The sequence below is a fragment of the Mesorhizobium sp. M0904 genome (assembly GCF_040319475.1).
In the GTDB taxonomy this organism is placed as follows: domain Bacteria; phylum Pseudomonadota; class Alphaproteobacteria; order Rhizobiales; family Rhizobiaceae; genus Mesorhizobium.
This window is the reverse complement of sequence record NZ_JAMYOC010000016.1, coordinates 128500-143259: the sequence shown is the minus strand read 5'-3', so window position 1 is coordinate 143259 and position 14760 is coordinate 128500. Positions and strand designations below refer to the sequence as shown.

At 62.0% G+C, this 14760-nt stretch carries 17 protein-coding genes; 10 read left to right on the top strand and 7 right to left on the bottom strand.

What is annotated here, in order from left to right; all coding sequences use genetic code 11:
* The first annotated feature begins 30 nt into the window (after positions 1-30).
* A complete protein-coding gene (locus NKH80_RS18470) occupies positions 31-810 on the top strand; it encodes a PhzF family phenazine biosynthesis protein (RefSeq protein WP_352992853.1) in 780 nt (259 codons plus the stop codon).
* Between the two features lie 121 nt (positions 811-931).
* On the opposite strand, the gene NKH80_RS18465 is transcribed toward NKH80_RS18470, so the two are convergent.
* Together NKH80_RS18465 and NKH80_RS18460 are read right to left on the bottom strand one after the other, a co-directional pair.
* Positions 932-1558, bottom strand: a complete 627-nt coding sequence (locus tag NKH80_RS18465) for a glutathione S-transferase family protein (protein WP_352992833.1) — start codon at positions 1556-1558, stop codon at positions 932-934.
* Between the two features lie 9 nt (positions 1559-1567).
* Positions 1568-2779, bottom strand: a complete 1212-nt coding sequence (locus NKH80_RS18460; RefSeq protein WP_352477351.1) for an NADP-dependent isocitrate dehydrogenase — start codon at positions 2777-2779, stop codon at positions 1568-1570.
* A 206-nt stretch (positions 2780-2985) separates the two neighbouring features.
* Here NKH80_RS18460 and NKH80_RS18455 point away from each other — a divergent pair, with 206 nt between their 5' ends.
* The 4 genes from NKH80_RS18455 to NKH80_RS18440 all read left to right on the top strand — a co-directional run bounded on the left by NKH80_RS18455 (position 2986) and on the right by NKH80_RS18440 (position 5812).
* The gene (locus tag NKH80_RS18455) at positions 2986-3852 is read left to right on the top strand and encodes an RNA methyltransferase (protein WP_352883668.1); all 867 of its coding nucleotides are present in this window, start codon (positions 2986-2988) and stop codon (positions 3850-3852) included.
* Positions 3853-3897: 45 nt separating this feature from the next.
* Positions 3898-4575: a hypothetical protein gene (locus NKH80_RS18450; protein WP_352804918.1), complete on the top strand. Its 678-nt coding sequence runs from the start codon at positions 3898-3900 to the stop codon at positions 4573-4575.
* Between the two features lie 159 nt (positions 4576-4734).
* Positions 4735-5547 (top strand): glutamate racemase, encoded by an 813-nt coding sequence (gene murI, locus NKH80_RS18445; RefSeq protein ID WP_352477507.1) that lies wholly within the window; start codon positions 4735-4737, stop codon positions 5545-5547.
* Positions 5548-5623: 76 nt separating this feature from the next.
* Positions 5624-5812 (top strand): DUF3008 family protein, encoded by a 189-nt coding sequence (locus NKH80_RS18440; protein ID WP_023674705.1) that lies wholly within the window; start codon positions 5624-5626, stop codon positions 5810-5812.
* Positions 5813-5902: 90 nt separating this feature from the next.
* Here NKH80_RS18440 and NKH80_RS18435 read toward each other — a convergent pair whose 3' ends face one another.
* Positions 5903-6109 carry a hypothetical protein gene (locus NKH80_RS18435; RefSeq protein WP_352881125.1) on the bottom strand — a complete coding sequence of 69 codons (207 nt, stop codon included), beginning with the start codon at positions 6107-6109 and terminating at the stop codon, positions 5903-5905.
* A gap of 380 nt (positions 6110-6489) precedes the next feature.
* Here NKH80_RS18435 and rpsD point away from each other — a divergent pair, with 380 nt between their 5' ends.
* The 4 genes from rpsD (at position 6490) to NKH80_RS18415 (ending at position 9421) form a co-directional block, all read left to right on the top strand.
* Positions 6490-7107, top strand: coding sequence for a 30S ribosomal protein S4 (gene rpsD, locus NKH80_RS18430; protein WP_352883665.1), 618 nt, complete (start codon positions 6490-6492; stop codon positions 7105-7107).
* Positions 7108-7259: 152 nt separating this feature from the next.
* Complete coding sequence (gene ttcA, locus NKH80_RS18425) at positions 7260-8147, top strand: tRNA 2-thiocytidine(32) synthetase TtcA (protein ID WP_352738028.1); 888 nt, start codon at positions 7260-7262, stop codon at positions 8145-8147.
* A complete protein-coding gene (locus NKH80_RS18420; protein WP_352506431.1) occupies positions 8137-8964 on the top strand; it encodes an inositol monophosphatase family protein in 828 nt (275 codons plus the stop codon). Before ttcA ends, NKH80_RS18420 begins: the two co-directional genes overlap by 11 nt.
* Positions 8965-9013: 49 nt before the next feature.
* Positions 9014-9421, top strand: a complete 408-nt coding sequence (locus tag NKH80_RS18415) for a UCP034077 family protein (RefSeq protein WP_254817643.1) — start codon at positions 9014-9016, stop codon at positions 9419-9421.
* 18 nt (positions 9422-9439) lie between these two features.
* Here NKH80_RS18415 and NKH80_RS18410 read toward each other — a convergent pair whose 3' ends face one another.
* Together NKH80_RS18410 and grxD are read right to left on the bottom strand one after the other, a co-directional pair.
* On the bottom strand, positions 9440-10639 hold the full coding sequence (locus tag NKH80_RS18410) for a multidrug effflux MFS transporter (RefSeq protein ID WP_254817732.1): 1200 nt from the start codon (positions 10637-10639) through the stop codon (positions 9440-9442).
* Positions 10640-10846: 207 nt separating this feature from the next.
* Entirely contained in the window at positions 10847-11182 is a 336-nt protein-coding gene (gene grxD, locus NKH80_RS18405) for a Grx4 family monothiol glutaredoxin (RefSeq protein WP_023674712.1), read from the bottom strand.
* A 162-nt stretch (positions 11183-11344) separates the two neighbouring features.
* Between grxD and NKH80_RS18400 the strand changes: the two genes are divergently transcribed.
* Complete coding sequence (locus NKH80_RS18400; RefSeq protein ID WP_352477360.1) at positions 11345-12151, top strand: phosphodiester glycosidase family protein; 807 nt, start codon at positions 11345-11347, stop codon at positions 12149-12151.
* Positions 12152-12163: 12 nt separating this feature from the next.
* On the opposite strand, the gene NKH80_RS18395 is transcribed toward NKH80_RS18400, so the two are convergent.
* Both NKH80_RS18395 and purL read right to left on the bottom strand, forming a co-directional pair.
* Entirely contained in the window at positions 12164-12397 is a 234-nt protein-coding gene (locus NKH80_RS18395) for a BolA/IbaG family iron-sulfur metabolism protein (protein ID WP_023674714.1), read from the bottom strand.
* Positions 12398-12483: 86 nt separating this feature from the next.
* Positions 12484-14721, bottom strand: a complete 2238-nt coding sequence (purL, locus tag NKH80_RS18390; protein ID WP_352992831.1) for a phosphoribosylformylglycinamidine synthase subunit PurL — start codon at positions 14719-14721, stop codon at positions 12484-12486.
* Positions 14722-14760 lie beyond the last annotated feature (39 nt).

The following is a 14760-nucleotide window of genomic DNA, read 5'->3' as shown; positions in this document are numbered from 1 at the left end:
GGCAGCGGGGATGAGGTGGCAACGTTGACTATGTATCAAGTCGACGCTTTTGCCGAACGGGCTTTCCAGGGCAACCCTGCTGCCGTTCTCATTTTGGAGGACTGGCTATCGGACGACGTGATGCAGGCCATCGCAAACGAGAACAATCTTGCTGAAACCGCGTTTGCGCGGCCGAGTGGCGAGGGTTGGGATTTGCGCTGGTTCACGCCGGTTCATGAAGTCGACTTCTGTGGCCATGCTACACTTGCGGCCGCCCATGTGCTGACTACGGAATACAATGGTCAGGGCGAAATGGCCTTCGCCACCCGGGTGGGCGCGCTGCGGGTTTCCCGGCGGGAAGGCGCCTATCAGCTCGATCTGCCGTGTTTTCCGCCGCAGCCCGTCGAGGACGAGCTGAACTCGGCGCTGCAAGCGATATTGCCTCAGCGGCCGGCTGCGAGCTTCCGCAATTTCGAGAACCTGTTTGTCGAGCTTGCCGACGAGACAACCGTGCGATCTTTCGTTCCCGATCTGCTCAGGATCGGACGTTTTCATCCTCTCGGCCTGGTCATTACCGCGCCTGGGCGAGCCCATGATTTCGTCTCGCGTTATTTCGTACCCGGAGCTGGCATTCCCGAGGACCCGGTGACTGGCTCCATTCATGCGATATTGGTGCCGTACTGGGCTGAAAAGCTCGGCAAGACGCATATGTCGGCATTCCAATGCTCGCAGTGCGGCGGGCATTTGCTATGCGAACTGGCCGGAGATCGCGTGCTGATCACAGGCCGTGCGAAGACCTTCATGAAGGCGGAGATTTACCTTCCCGATTGAGCGGTATTTCGCAGTGGGTCGCCTTCGGCGAAGCTGCCGATCTCCCCCGCAAGGGGGGAGATTGGATGTCACTTCGGCTTTCGCTAATCACCAGAAGGCCTATTGCCGAATGCTTGTCTCCTCACTCTGCCTTTTCGGTCTTCGCAAAACCCGCACGCGCCGCGATGCGCACATACCAATCCCGAATATCGGCAAACTCCGCCAGCAGGGCTTGCCCCTCGGCGACCTTGACGAAATAGCTGATGATTGGCGCAGCGTGCAGGTCGGCCAGCGTCAGGTCCGTCCCCAACAGCCAAGGCCCTTCGGCTTTCAGCGAAGACAGCGCCTGCAATGCCGTTCTCGCCTGCCGCAACCCGTTGGCGATCACGGCTTCGTCGGGTGGCGTTTTCTCCAGCCGCTCGACCGCGACATCCCAGACCATGGCCCTGTAAGCGTAGGCGTCGAGCAGGCCGGTGATCTGGTTCATGCGTGATCGAGGCCGGGCTTCGACCGGCTGCAGCGCCGGGCCGTCAAAGGCTTCGTCGACATAACGGGCAATCGCGCCGGTCTCGTAGAGGCGAAAGCCGTCATGTTCGAAGGCCGGGATGCGGCCGAACGGCTGGTGCTCGAAGTACCAGCCGGGAATGCCGTCCGCGGCAAAGACGTCGACGGGCACCAGCTCGTAGCCGACGCCCTTTTCCTCGAGCACCAGCCGCACGATGCGCACATAGACGCTGTAGTCCGCGCCGTAGACGACGGGCTTGCCCATGTCGCGGGCTCAGGCCATCGCCTTCTGCAAATTCTCGTCGATCTTGTCGAGGAAGCCGGTGGTCGAAAGCCATGGCTGGTCGGGACCGATCAGCAGCGACAGATCCTTTGTCATGAAGCCGGACTCGACCGTCTGGATGCAGACCCTTTCCAGGGTCTCGGCAAAGCGCTTCAGTTCGGCATTGTCGTCGAGCTTGGCACGATGCGCGAGGCCGCGCGTCCAGGCGAAGATCGAGGCGATCGAATTGGTCGAGGTCTCCTCGCCCTTCTGGTGCTGGCGATAGTGGCGGGTAACGGTGCCGTGCGCGGCTTCCGCCTCGACGGTCTTGCCGTCCGGCGTCATCAGCACCGAGGTCATCAGGCCGAGCGAGCCGAAGCCTTGCGCCACCGTGTCGGACTGAACGTCGCCGTCATAGTTCTTGCAGGCCCAGACATAGCCGCCCGACCATTTCAGGCTGGAGGCCACCATGTCGTCGATCAGCCGGTGCTCGTACCAGAGCTTCTTCGCCTTGAATTCGGCTTCGAACTCAGCCTCGTAGACCTCCTGGAAGATGTCCTTGAAGCGGCCGTCATAAGCCTTGAGGATTGTGTTCTTGGTCGAGAGGTAGACGGGGTAATTACGCAGCAGGCCATAGTTCAGCGAGGCGCGGGCGAATTCGCGGATAGATTCGTCGAGATTGTACATGGCCATGGCGACGCCGGCGCTGGGTGCGTCGAACACATCGTGCTCGATCACCTGGCCGTCCTCGCCGACGAATTTGATCGTCAGCTTGCCCTTGCCGGGAAAGCGGAAGTCGGTGGCGCGGTACTGGTCGCCGAAGGCGTGGCGGCCGACGATGATCGGCTTGGTCCAGCCGGGCACCAGCCGCGGCACGTTCTTCATGATGATCGGCTCGCGGAAGATGGTGCCGCCGAGGATGTTGCGGATGGTGCCGTTCGGCGACTTCCACATCTTCTTCAGCTTGAATTCCTCGACGCGCTGCTCGTCGGGTGTGATCGTCGCGCATTTCACGCCGACGCCGTATTTCTTGATGGCGTTCGCCGAATCGATGGTCACCTGGTCGTTGGTGGCGTCGCGGTGCTCTATGCCGAGGTCGTAATATTCGAGCTTGAGGTCGAGATAAGGGTGGATCAGCTTGTCCTTGATGAACTGCCAGATGATGCGGGTCATCTCGTCGCCGTCGAGTTCGACGACCGGGTTCGCCACCTTGATCTTCGCCATGGAAAGAATGCCTCGCTTTTGGGGAACGGAACGGCCTTGCCCGCACGGCTGCCGGCCCTGGGATGCGGCCCGTATATCAAAGGCTTTTTGGCCGCGCAAACGGCGAACCGCGCCGTAGTGCCGGCATTCTTTGCGAAAGCTTCATTTTCGCCGCCAAATGTGGCAGGGGACTGCGAAATGCCGCAAACAGCAGTTCACTGACAACCATGGCCGCTACCCAGGATCCCGACACCCCTCTTGCCTCCGGAACGCCTGCGTCCGGACCGGCGATCATCCTGGTCGAGCCGCAGCTCGGCGAGAATATCGGCATGGTTGCGCGCGCCATGGCCAATTTCGGCCTTGCCGAGCTGCGGCTCGTCAATCCGCGCGACGGCTGGCCGAGCGACAAGGCGCGTGCCGCCGCAAGCCGCGCCGACCACGTCATCGATGCCGTCACGGTGTTCGACGACCTGGCCTCGGCGGTCGGCGATTTGAACTTCGTCTTCGCCACCACGGCGCGCGCGCGCGACAATTTCAAGCCGGTGCGCGGTCCGGTCGAGGCGGGCAGGGCGCTGCGGGCGCGGCAGCGGGCCGGCCAGCGCACCGGCATCCTGTTCGGCCGCGAGCGCTTCGGCCTCTATAATGACGAGGTCGGCCTTGCCGACGAGATCGTCACCTTCCCCGTCGATCCAGCCTTCTCCTCGCTCAACATCGCCCAGGCGGCCCTGCTGATGTCCTATGAATGGATGAAGTCCGGCCTGGAAAACGAGACCATGACCAACTTTTCCGGCCCTGAAATGCCGCCGGCTGCCAAGGAAGAATTGCACGGCCTGTTTGCGTATCTGGAAGGTGCACTGGAGGCGCGCGGCTATTTCCGCCCGGCAGCGAAGAAGCCGAAGATGGTCGACAATTTGCGCGCAGTGCTGACCCGCCCCGGCTTCGCCGAGCCGGAGCTCAAGGTGCTGCGCGGAATAATATCATCGCTGGACAGGTTCTCGCCGGCCATGCCGCGCGGCGATGGATCGCCCGGCGACGATCCAAGGCGGCTCCCGGCGGCTGCGGCACGCGCTGCGAGGGCGAAAGACAAAGACTAGGCGCGCAAATGCAAGCGTCTTACCAGTAACCGAATTTTATTTGGTTTGATCCATGGTTTTCGAAACGATGGATCTCGGATGTTTAGCTCAAATATCGGTCGTCTTCGCTTTTTCTTCTATTCCGTGGGTCTGCTGGTTGCGGAAATCGCGACCTTTGTGCTGTGTGTCGTGCTGACCATCGGTATCGAGGGCTTGGCCAATTCGAAACCAGGTCCTTCCAGGGAAGGTCTGGCCGCGGCCGTTCTCGTCGCCTCGCTGGTGATCGTTCTGTTGCGCGCGAATTTCGCCTGGCGTCGAAGCCGCGACGCGCAAGGGTCGGGTTGGATCCTTTGGTCGTATATCGTGTTCTCGACCCTGTTTGCGATTCTGCAGGCCGGCACTGTTCTTGTCGTAAAATTCGACGGCGAAGATTCGCATTCCGGCCTTAACCTGCTGGGATTAGCTCTTGTCGGGCTGTGGGCCGTTATCTTGGCGGCCAAGCCGGCGGGCGGTGGCTCTTCGGATATGGCATCATCCCTGAGTTTCGACGATTTCGACCCGCCCGGGCCGCTGCGCCGCACCGCGGCGCCCCGTTCAGCGTCAGCCGCGGGCGTGACGGCCCTGGCTCCAGCCTACGCCATGCGCGCCGCGCCGGTGCCGTCGAACCATGCTGCATCTCAACCTGCATCTCCGGCAACCGGCCGGCCGCGGGCCGGCGGCTTCGGCAAGCGGGGCCTTGTGTGACCCGTCTCGCCGCATCAAGGCCATGATGGTTCCACATAGAAGCGGCCGGGACAAAGCATCATTGGCCGAAGCAAAATGCATAGGCCGGCCTTCTCTCGTGATCTCGTTTTGTAATTCCCCAGCCCTTAGTGATTCCCAGCCCTTAGTGACTCAATGACCATGACCGATCCGTCGAGCGCCCGTCCGATCCTGATGTTCGATTCCGGCATTGGCGGCCTCACCGTGCTGCGTGAGGCGCGCGTCCTGATGCCTGACCGCCGCTTCATCTATGTCGCCGACGACGCGGCGTTCCCCTTCGGCGCCTGGGAGGAAACGGCGCTGAGAACACATATTCTGGAGTTGTTCGCTAGGCTGCTCGAACGGTTTTCGCCGGCCATTTCGGTCATCGCCTGCAACACCGCCTCGACACTGGTCATCGATGCGTTGCGCGAGCGGTTTCCCGGCCACCCTTTCGTCGGCACCGTGCCGGCCATCAAGCCAGCGGCGGAACGCACGCGCTCAGGCCTGGTTTCGGTGCTGGCGACGCCCGGCACCGTCAAGCGCCAGTACACGCGCGACCTGATCAGCAAGTGGGCGCAGAAATGCCACGTCCGCCTGGTCGGCAGCGACAGGCTGGCTGGATTGGCCGAAGCCTATATGCGCGATGGTTTTGTCGACGAGGACGCCGTGCGCGCCGAGATCGCGCCGTGCTTCGTTGAGCATGACGGGCTGCGCACCGACATCGTCGTGCTTGCCTGCACCCATTATCCTTTTTTGGCCAACCGCATGCGCAAGACAGCACCTTGGCCGGTCGACTGGCTCGACCCGGCCGAGGCGATCGCACGCCGCGCGCTGTCGCTGCTTGCCGATACCGAGGCCGCTTATCGCAGAGAGGCACTGCCGGAAGGGGCCGACCTTGCGTTCTTCACCTCGAACAGCGCCGATTTTCCGACGCGCCGGCTGATGCAGGGATTTGGCCTGGCGATATCTTAACCGCAAGCAATTTTCGCTTTGGGAACATCACACCAGACAATGCGTTTTCCTCTCATCGGAAACGGGAGAAACCATCATGCCAGCCACCTCAAAAGCCCAGCAGAAAGCGGCCGGCGCGGCATTGTCAGCCAAGCGCGGCGAGACCAAGAAGGGCGCGCTCAAAGGCGCGTCGAAGGGAATGTATAAATCCATGAGCGAAAAACAGCTCGAGGAATTCGCCGAGACCAAGCGCAAGGGCCTGCCGGAAAAGAAGTCGAAGCACTGATCGACTGACCATTCTGGCAGCGGATGCCGGCCAACAAAAGGCCCGCGGCTGAGCCGCGGGCCATGAAGTCTCGACGGGCGAGGGCGAAAATTACCAGTTCCAGCCGCAGCGCCGCACTTTGTAGCGGATGACCTTGCGATGACCGTGGCGCCACACCACCTTCTTCTTGACCACGATGCGGCAGATCTGGTGATGCCTGTGCCCATGCCAATGCCGGGCCTGCGCTGGCTCGGGCACAACCGCCATCGTGCCGGCCATCACCGCGGCTCCTACCAACGTAAGGAAGAACTTCTTCATGCGAATTCCTGCTCCTCTGACTTCAGTCCCTTCCTGATGCCGCTGGCGCAACCTCCCGCCACATCCGGCACGTTCCACAACAGTAACACTATCCGGTTCGGCGACTCGCGCCAGCCAGAAGCTTGACAGCGGTTAAATCTCCGTTTAACCAGCCCACCAACACCGGGCCGCAATGCCCGGTGGTTTTCTTTATGTGTGCAAGACGTTTGGGAAGCCGGTTTTACTTTCCCTATGTCTTGTTTGAAATGACGTGTCCCGTGGGTTTTCCGTCGCGTTGCGTGGAAAACCCTGTCAGGTCTCGAAAACGGAGGCCAGAGGAGGGCGCGTTTCCTTCACACGGACCATAAGGTTCCGGGTGTGTTGTTTTGAAAGGGAATGCGATGAGCAAGCGCGAATCCGCGAAGTACAAGATCGACCGCCGTCTTGGCGAAAACATCTGGGGCCGCCCGAAGTCCCCGGTCAACAAGCGTGAATACGGCCCCGGCCAGCATGGCCAGCGCCGCAAGGGCAAGCTTTCCGATTTCGGCCTGCAGCTGCGCGCCAAGCAGAAGCTGAAGGGCCACTATGGCGACGTTTCGGAGAAGCAGTTCCGCAAGGTCTATGAAGAGGCGGACCGCCGCAAGGGCGACACCTCGGAGAACCTGATCGGCCTGCTCGAATCGCGCCTCGACGCCGTCGTCTACCGCTCCAAATTCGTGCCGACCATCTTTGCGGCGCGCCAGTTCGTCAATCACGGCCACGTCAACGTCAATGGCAAGCGCGTCAACATCGGCTCGTACCGCTGCAAGCCGGGCGATGTCATCGAAGTGCGCGAGAAGTCGAAGCAGCTGGTCATCGTGCTGGAATCGGTGGGCCTGGCCGAGCGCGACGTGCCCGATTATATCGAGGCCGATCACAACAAGATGACCGCGGCCTTCACGCGCATCCCCGGCCTGGCGGACGTTCCGTTTGCCGTGCAGATGGAACCGAACCTGGTCGTCGAGTTCTATTCGCGCTGATCGGCGCGTTCGTCGCGATACAATCGAAGGCCGCCCGTCGAGGCGGCCTTTCTTTTTTCGTTCCTTTTCCGCGGCGTGATTCCGAAATCGATTTCGGTTTTCGGTCCGATGCGCTACTGCGGGCGGCAACAGGATCTTGGGGCGGACGCGCCATGAATATGCTGCCAGACGCCGAAACACTCGAACCGGTCGCCGACACCGAAGGCGGCTTTCATCCGCTGTTTGCCGATGTGCCGTCCTCCGTCGAGTTCAACAAGCTGCGCAAGCGGCTGTTGCGGCTTGCCCGCCAGGCGATCGACGATTTCGCCATGGTGAGGCCCGGCGACCGTTGGCTGATCGCTCTGTCGGGCGGCAAGGATTCCTACGGCCTGCTTGCCGTGCTGCTCGATCTCAAATGGCGCGGGCTGCTGCCGGTCGAGCTGTTGGCCTGCAATCTCGACCAGGGCCAGCCGAACTTTCCCAAGCACATATTGCCCGACTATCTCGACAGCCATGCCATTCCGCATCGCATCGAATATCAGGACACCTATTCGGTGGTCACCGACAAGCTGGCCGAGGGCAGCACCTATTGCTCGCTGTGCTCGCGGCTACGGCGCGGCCATCTCTATCGCATTGCCCGCGAGGAGGGCTGCTCGGCGCTGGTGCTCGGTCATCACCGCGAGGACATACTGGAAACCTTCTTCATGAACCTGTTCCATGGCGGACGCCTTGCCGCCATGCCGCCGAAGCTGCTCAACGACGAAGGCGATGTCATGGTGCTGCGGCCGCTCGCCTATTGTGCGGAAGCCGATCTCGAGAAATTCGCCGGCGCCATGAAATTCCCGATCATTCCGTGCGATCTGTGCGGTAGCCAGGAAGGCCTGCAGCGCAACGCCATGAAGGCGATGCTCGACGACATCGAGAAGCGCATGCCTGGCCGCAAGGACACGATGATCCGCGCCATGACCAATGTGCGGCGTTCGCATCTGCTCGACAGGAAACTGTTCGATTTCGCCGCCCTCAACGAAACCCTCACCACTAGGCGTCCCGATGACATTTGAAGATAGCGCGATCGACTGGCTTGCCGACCTTCTGTCGGAAGCCGCCGTCGCCGAGATCATGCCGCGCTTTCGCCGTTTGAGCGAGGGCGACGTCCGTCGCAAGACCTCGGCCGCCGATCTCGTCACCGAGGCCGACGTCAATGCCGAACGGCTCATCACCGCCAGCCTGCGCCAGCGTTATCCCCACGCAATGATCGTCGGCGAGGAGGCCTGCTCCGACGACCCGACGCTGCTCGACGGTCTCGGCGATGCCGAACTCGCCTTCGTCATCGACCCGGTCGACGGCACTTTCAACTTCGCCTCCGGCGTGCCGCTGTTCGGCGTCATGCTTGGCGTCGTGGTCAAGGGCAAGACGGTCGCCGGCATCATTCACGACCCCGTCGGCAAGGATTGGCTGATCGGCGTTAGTGGCGCCGGCAGCCATATCCGCCATGCCCATGGCAATCTGGAAAAGGTCCATGTCGCCAAACCGGCGCCGATGTCGGAAATGACCGGTGCGGTCTCATGGCACTATGTGCCCGAGCCGGACCGCTCACGTTTGGCGCGCAACCAGACTAAGTCGCTATCGCAGTTCAATTATCGCTGCGCCGCCCACGAATACCGCCTGCTGGCCAGCGGCCACGGCCATTTCGTCGTCTACAACAAGCTGATGCCTTGGGACCACTTGGCCGGCGTGCTGATCCATGCGGAGGCCGGCGGCCATGCCGCGCGCTTCGACGGCAGCGCCTATCTGCCGTCGCATGTCGGGGGTGGCTTGCTGGTCGCGCCGGACCGTGAGAGCTGGCGGGAGCTGCGCCGCGAGCTCTGGGCGGAATAGCTCTTCGCTGCCAAAGGTGTCCAATCTTGTGCGAAACCGGAGATCTCGAATGAAACCTCGGTCCGCAATTGTTGCAACGGCCTTTGCCCTTGCCTTGGTTGCCGGTGTCAATGAAGCAAGAGCTGGGGAACGCGCATGTCGCAGTCCCGACTCCGTCGACACCATAGACGAGATGTTCTCCGCAATCTTCGCCTGTTGGAAGCCGCCGCCCGGAACCGCGGGCATGACCCTGACGCTGCAGTTCTCAATTCGCCGAAACGGCACGCTTATTGGCAAGCCGCGCGCCACTTTCTCCCATCTAGGGGACGATGGTCCGCTCAACCGGGCCTTTGTGGCTTCCGTCCTCGAGGCGCTCGACAAGGCTCTTCCACTGCCCGTTTCCGACAGTATGGGTGGAGCAATCGCAGGACGTACGCTGTTCCCTCGCTTCACCGCGGTCAGTGAGGGTGCATCATAGGCGCACGCGCAATGTGTATTAAACCGGCGGGTTATGCGGCTGGAATAGTCTGCCGCGCTCGGCCAGCAGGATCATCAGCAGCGCCGCCACCGACACGCTGCAGAACCCGGCGGCCAGCGGCGTCACCGTGCCGTTGAAGGCTTGGCCGATTAGCGTGCCGAGAATGCCGCCAAGAAATGTCTGCATGAACCCAAGGATCGACGACGCAGTGCCGGCCAGGTGCCCCAGCGGCTCCATAGCGAGCGCGTTGAAGTTCGCGCCGAGCGCGCCGAACGGGACCATGGCGCAGGCAAAGAAGGCAATGAAGAGCCATAGCGGCATCTTCATTTCGATGGAAACGACCAGCCAGGCAAGGCTGATTGCCAGAAACAGCAGCAGCGCGCTTTGCGACAGGCGGCGCATGCCGATACGGCCGACGAGGCGCGAATTGAGGTAGTTCGAAAACGCAAGCACGCCGGCAACCCCCGCGAAGATGACCGGGAACATCTCACCGACATTGAACACGCTGACATAGATCTGCTGGGCCGAGGCGATGAAGCCGAACATGGCGCCGAAGATGAAGGTGCTGGCGAAGGCGTAGCAGAGCGCGATGCGGTTGGTGAGAACGATGCGGAAGCCGCCGATGATGGAGGACAGCGTCAGCGGCCGGCGATATTCGGGATGTAATGTCTCGGGCAGGCGCAGCAGCGACCAGGCGGACACGATCAGCGCGCCGGCTGCCATGGTGACGAAGATCACATGCCAGGTCGCAAACAGCATGATGAACTGGCCGATACCGGGCGCGACCACCGGAATGGCCATGAACACCATGAAGATCAAGGACATGACTTCGGCCATGCGCCTTCCGTCGAACGTATCGCGCACGATCGAGACGGCAATGACGCGCGTCGCCGCCGCGCCGATGCCTTGCACGGCCCGGCATAGCAGAAGCGTGGCGAATGACGGGGCGATTGCCGCAGCGCCGGCCGCGACGACGTAGATCACCAGCCCTGCGACAAGAGGCGCGCGGCGCCCGAAACGGTCCGAGATCGGCCCGAAGAACAGCTGTCCGCCCCCAAAGCCAAGGATATAGGCGGTGACCACATATTGCCGGTGGTTTTCATTTTCGACGCCAAGCGAAGCGCCGATCTGCTGCAGCGCCGGCAAAATAATGTCGATGGCCAGCGAATTGAGCGCCATCAGCGCCGCGCACAGCGCAATGAATTCCCAGCGCGGAATGGGCAAGGTGCTTGCCTTTTGCTGCGCTTGTGCTTGCTGATCCACGGCCAGTCCGATCCTCAACGAAAATGCGCCGGCTGGCCGACGCATCCATTCGTTGATTGCCCCGATGTCGGGCAGAACTTTTTGCCAAGGTGGGGGCTGCCCCGGCGCTTATCGCTTGACCCCCGAAAATCGCAGTCGGAAGGTCATACGCAGAAACAGAAGTCAGGCGGCGCCTTTGACGCTGACGCCTTTTTCGACGAGGAAGGTCTGCAATTCGCCCGCCTGGAACATCTCGCGGATGATGTCGCAGCCGCCGACGAACTCGCCCTTGACGTAGAGCTGCGGGATGGTTGGCCAGTTGGAGTAGTCCTTGATGCCTTGCCGCAGTTCGGCCGACGTCAGCACGTCGACGCCCTTATAGTCGGCGCCGATATAGTCGAGGATCTGCACGACCTGGCCGGAAAATCCGCATTGCGGAAAGCCGGGGGTGCCCTTCATGAAGAGAACGACGTCGTTGCCCTTCACCTCATTGTCAATGTAATCGTTGATGCCGCTCATGGAATACCCTTTCATGCCTGTGGGAGTCAGGCTCGAACATTACCCTTCAAATAAACCCATGGGTTGCGCGAAACAAGATGTTTGCCGCCTTGCCATGCAAATGGCGCAAAGGAAGGTCTGATCTTGGGCCAAGCCGTTGGCCACCATTTGTCCCGAGGCGTGATGAAAAGACGGTATCTCGCCGGGGTCGTCCTCGCCGTTCTGTTCGCCGCACTGTCCTTGATCTGGTGGGCCAAGTCGCCGAGGCAGCCACCTCTCGTCGTCGGCGGTGGATTACCGGCGCCGTGCCGCGACGCGAGCTTCGAGGCGGTCGCCTATGTCGTCTGCGAAATCGATCTGCGCCGCTATGACATCGGTGTGTTCCACGCAGGCATTGACGGCAAGGCTTTCGGTTCACTGGACAAATTCGACAAGGCGATGGCGGATCAGGGCCGGCCGGTGCTGCTCGCCATGAACGCCGGCATGTATCACCAAGACCTGACTCCGGTCGGCCTTCTCGTCGAGGACGGCCGGGAGAAGGCGCCGATCAACCTCGCCGACAGCGAAGGCAATTTCTTCCTGAAACCGAACGGCGTCTTCCTGGTCCGGAAGGATGGCAAGGCGGCGGTCATCGAGACAAGCGCCTATGTTGCGACCAGACTGGACGTGATGTTTGCCACGCAATCCGGCCCGATGCTGGTGATCGACGGCCGGCTTCATCCCCGCTTCGAGCAAAACGGCACATCGCGCTATATCCGCAATGGCGTCGGCGTGCGTGACGAAAACACTGTCGTGCTGGCGATCTCGCGCTCTGAGGTCAGCCTCGGCAGCTTCGCCCGACTGTTTCGAGACGCGCTCGATTGTCCCAGCGCGCTTTTCTTCGACGGGGCCGTTTCGGCGCTGTCGAACGGCGAGCGGATGATTGTGGGTGGAAACTATCCAGCCGGGCCGATCATCGCCGTGACCGGTAAGAAGCTTGCGAGCCGGTAACTGCAAGAGAGCTCAGTCCGGCACGCTGGTCTGCAGGGCAAGCGCGTGCAGCACGCCGCCCATGTTGCCCTTCAGCGCGTCATAGACCATCTGGTGCTGCTGGACGCGGCTTTTCCCGCGAAAGCTTTCGGCCACAACCTCAGCCGCATAATGGTCGCCGTCGCCGGCCAGGTCGCGAATCGTCACCTTGGCGTCCGGAATGCCTTCCTTGATCAGCCGTTCGATGTCGTGGGCGTCCATTGCCATGTGAGGATTCCTTGTTCAGGTCGTGATCTCATAGATATGGTCGAAATGGCGGATGAACCACAGGGAAAGGGGCCCACTCGATCACATCACGGGTCCACGACCTCATTTGCCATGAAGCGAGGGAACCAGGATTCGTGGGCGGCAGTCAATTCGCTGACCGGTATCGCACGCGCCTCGCCCAGCTTCAGTTCGCTGCCGCCGGTCGAGCCGATCCACGGCGCAAAAACGCCGAGCTTGTTTTGCTGTTCGCGAATGGCGTCCCATTGCTCGCTCTGCGGGTCGATCGACAGCGTCAAGAGATAGCGGCCCTGGTCCTCGCCGAACCAGACCGGGATTGGATCTGTGCCGATCAGGCCGGGGATGGTCGCGCCGATGCCGGAGGCCATCGCCATCTCGGCCAGCGCCACCGCGATGCCGCCATCGGAAACGTCATGCGCCGCGGTAACGACACCGGAGGCGATCAGTGCCCGCACATGGTCGCCGACCCGCTTCTCGTGGCCGAGATCGACCGGCGGCGGCGGGCCGTCGGCGCGGCCATGAATGTCGCGCATATAGACCGACTGGCCAAGATGCGTTCCCCACATGCTCGGCGCGCCGACCAGCACGATCATCTGGCCTTCGGCGGCAAAACCGATCCGTACCATCTTCGACCAGTCGGCAATCAATCCGACGCCGCCAATGGTCGGTGTCGGCAGGATGCCTTGGCCGTTGGTCTCATTGTAGAGCGAGACGTTGCCGGAGACGATCGGGAAGCCGAGCGCCCTGCAGGCATCGCCAATACCTTTCACCGCGCCGACCAACTGACCCATGATCTCCGGCCGTTCCGGATTGCCGAAATTGAGGTTGTCGGTGGCCGCGAGCGGCAGAGCACCGGTGGCGGTAAGATTGCGCCAGCATTCGGCAACCGCCTGCTTGCCGCCCTCGTAAGGGTCGGCTTCGCAATAGCGCGGCGTCACGTCGGAGGAGAAGGCGAGCGCCTTGGTCGGGTGGCCATCGACGCGCACGACACCGGCGTCGCCGCCGGGAAGCTGCAGGGAATTGCCCTGGATCAGCGTGTCGTACTGCTCCCACACCCAGCGGCGCGAGGAAAGGTCCGGTCCCCCCAACAGCTTGAGCAGTGCGTCGGCCACATCGGCTTGAGGTGCATCGCCGGTCAGCGGCGCCGGCTTCTTCGGTTCGACCCAGGGACGGTCATATTCCGGCGCCTGGTCGCCGAGATCCTTGATCGGCAGATTGGCAACCTCGTCGCCCTGGTGCAGCACGCGGAAGCGCAGATCGTCCGTGGTCCTGCCGACGATGGCAAAGTCGAGGCCCCATTTGTGGAAGATCGCCTCGGCCTGTTTTTCCTTTTCGGGGCGCAGCACCATCAGCATGCGCTCCTGGCTCTCCGAAAGCATCATCTCATAGGCGCTCATGCGCTCTTCACGCACCGGCACCTTGTCGAGATCGAGCTCGATGCCTAGGTCGCCCTTGGCGCCCATCTCGACCGCCGAGCAGGTGAGGCCGGCCGCACCCATATCCTGGATGGCGATAACGGCGCCGGACGCCATCAGTTCGAGGCAGGCTTCGAGCAGGCATTTTTCGGTGAACGGATCGCCAACCTGCACGGTGGGGCGCTTCTCGTCGATCTTGTCGTCGAACTCAGCCGAAGCCATGGTGGCGCCACCGACGCCGTCGCGCCCGGTCTTGGCGCCGAGATAGACGACCGGCAGGCCGACGCCCTTGGCCTCGGACAGGAAGATTGCGTCTGTCTTTGCGAGGCCTGCGGCAAACGCATTGACCAGGATGTTGCCATTGTAGCGGGCGTCGAAATTGACCTCGCCGCCGACCGTCGGCACGCCGAAGGAATTGCCATAGCCGCCGACGCCGGAAACGACGCCGGCAACGAGGTGCCTGGTTTTGGGATGATCCGGCGCGCCGAAGCGCAGCGCGTTCATCGCCGCGATCGGCCGCGCGCCCATGGTGAAGACATCGCGCAGGATGCCGCCGACGCCGGTCGCAGCTCCCTGATAAGGCTCGATATAGGAGGGGTGGTTATGGCTCTCCATCTTGAAGACGACGCAGTCGCCGTCGCCGATGTCGACCACACCGGCATTCTCGCCCGGGCCCTGGATGACTTGCGGCCCGGTGGTCGGCAGCGTGCGCAGCCACTTCTTCGAGGATTTGTAGGAACAATGCTCGTTCCACATAGCCGAAAAAATACCAAGTTCGGTAAAGCTCGGTTCGCGCCCGACCAGGTCGAGGATGCGCTGGTACTCGTCGGGCTTCAGCCCGTGCGCGGCAATGAGTTCAGGAGTGATCGGCACGGAATTGGAAATGGTCATGGTCGGCAATTGTGTCCTTGGGATCGAGTCCCGTCTTAT